This is a genomic window from Kitasatospora sp. NPDC007106, from assembly GCF_040634455.1.
Lineage (GTDB): Bacteria > Actinomycetota > Actinomycetes > Streptomycetales > Streptomycetaceae > Kitasatospora > Kitasatospora arboriphila.
Genome location: NZ_JBEYFP010000975.1, coordinates 1 through 2,052 on the forward strand (window position 1 = coordinate 1; position 2,052 = coordinate 2,052).

Consider the following 2,052-nt stretch of genomic DNA (forward strand, 5'->3'; position numbering starts at 1 on the left):
CGCGGCGGCGGTGCCGCCGGCCGCCCCGGCCCTCCCCGTCCCGGCCGAGCCGCCGATCGTGCTGCGCTCCGCCTGGCAGTCCGCGGATGCGGTGCCGAAGGTGCAGTACGACCGGGCGGTGCGGGCGGTGCTGGTGCACCACACCGACGACCCGAACTCCTACACCGCGGACGAGGTGCCCGACATCCTGCGGGCGATCCGCCGCGACCACCTGGAGTTCCGCGGCTGGGACGACATCGGCTACAACTTCCTCGTCGACCGCTTCGGCCGGATCTGGGAGGGCCGCCTCGGCGGCGTCGACCGTCCGGTCGTCGGCGCCCACACCATGGGCTTCAACCGCGACACGGTCGGCATCGCGGCGATCGGCACGTACAACGCCGGGACGGAGGTCCCGCAGGCCGTGCTGGACTCGATCGCCCGGCTGGCGGCCTGGAAGCTCGGCCTGCACGGGGTGCGCGCCGACGCCCGCTCCGAACTCACCTCCACCAACAGCGGCAGCCGGTTCCCGGTCGGCGCCCGGCACGCGTTCAACGCGGTCTCCGGCCACCGGGACGCCTTCTGCACCCTCTGCCCGGGCGAGTCGCTGTACGCCGCGATCCCCGGCATCGTCGACCGGGCCTGCCGCCTCCAGCAGGAGGCCGCGGCCGCCTCCGGCGCACCGCAGGCCCCGGCGGCGGCTCAGACCGGCTTGACCGCGTAGAGCTCCAGGTGGCCGCAGGCCGGGCAGCGGAAGGCGTCGACCTGCCAGCGCGGCTTGCCCATCCGCTTCGCGACGCCGAAGATGCCGCGCTCCAGCACGCCCGGTATCCACCGGGCATAGCCGTAGGACGACTGGCCGGTGTCCTCGACGAAGCCCGGCTCCAGCCCGACGGCACTGCACTGCGTGCACTTCAGGTTCTCCACGGCAGGGAGTGTAGGAGGCGTTCGGGCAGCTGTGCGAGGGCTTTGGCCGAGCCGGTGGCTCCGACGCCGCCGGCGCCCGCCCCGGGGCACGCGGCAGCCTCCCGGTCGCCGGGACGGACCCCGTCCGCGGCTGCGGGCGGGGCCGCTCGGGCGGTCGCCGCGCGTTGGTGACACACCCGCGCCCGGGCAGGCGGCAGACTCGTGGCACCAGCCGACGGATCGGGGAGAGTGGAGGTGGCCGGGTGGCCCGCGTGCCGCTGCTGTCGCTGCGCGGGATCTCCAAGCGGTACGGCACCCTGCAGGCCCTCAGCGACGTGGACCTGGAGGTCGTCCACGGCGAGGTGCTCGCGCTCGTCGGCGACAACGGCGCCGGCAAGTCCACCCTGATCAAGGCGATCGCCGGGGTGAGCGCCCCGGACTCCGGCGTCATCGCGTGGGAGGGCCGGCCGGTCGAGCTGCGGCGGCCCCGCGACGCCCAACAGCTCGGCATCGCCACCGTCTACCAGGACCTCGCGCTCTGCGAGAGCCTCGACGTGGTCGCCAACCTCTACCTCGGCCGCGAGCTGCGCCGCTTCGGGACGCTGCGCGAGGTCGAGATGGAGCGGCGCTCGCGCGCCCTGCTGGAGCGCCTCTCGGTGCGGCTGCCCAGCCTGCGCATCCCCGTGCTGTCCCTCTCCGGCGGCCAGCGCCAGGCCGTCGCCATCGCCCGGTCCCTGATCGGCGACCCCAAGCTGGTGCTGCTCGACGAGCCGACCGCCGCCCTCGGCCTGGAGCAGAGCTCGCAGACCCTCGACCTGATCCGGCGGCTGCGCGAGCAGGGCCACGCGGTCGTCGTCATCAGCCACAACCTCGACGACGTGCAGGCCGTGGCCGACCGGGTGGCGGTGCTGCGGCTCGGCCGGAACAACGGCGTGTTCGAGGCGAAGTACACCACCCAGGAGCAGATCACCGCCGCGATCACCGGCAGCCACCCGATGGCCGTCACCCTGCAGCAGAGCCTGCTGCCGCGCGGCCTGCCCGAGCAGGACGCCGTGGACGCCGCCTACCGCTACCTGCCCGCGCACGCGGGCGTCGGCGGCGACTGGTTCGACGTGATCCCGCTCTCCGGCGCCCGGGTCGCCCTGGTCGTCGGCGACGTCGTCGGCCACG

The 2,052-nt window shown here is 74.7% G+C and carries 2 protein-coding genes and 1 pseudogene; 2 read left to right on the plus strand and 1 reads right to left on the minus strand.

The window, feature by feature from the left end; all coding sequences use genetic code 11:
• Positions 1-700: peptidoglycan recognition protein (locus ABZ641_RS34675; protein WP_359988335.1), on the plus strand; the 700-nt coding region annotated here is incomplete at its 5' end.
• Here ABZ641_RS34675 and ABZ641_RS34680 read toward each other — a convergent pair.
• Positions 679-903 carry a hypothetical protein gene (locus ABZ641_RS34680; protein ID WP_344624723.1) on the minus strand — a complete coding sequence of 75 codons (225 nt, stop codon included), beginning with the start codon at positions 901-903 and terminating at the stop codon, positions 679-681. The genes ABZ641_RS34675 and ABZ641_RS34680 overlap by 22 nt on opposite strands.
• Positions 904-1,145: 242 nt before the next feature.
• On the opposite strand from ABZ641_RS34680, the pseudogene ABZ641_RS34685 reads away from it, so the two are divergent.
• Positions 1,146-1,871, plus strand: a pseudogene (locus ABZ641_RS34685) (ATP-binding cassette domain-containing protein); the annotation flags it as partial.
• Positions 1,872-2,052 lie beyond the last annotated feature (181 nt).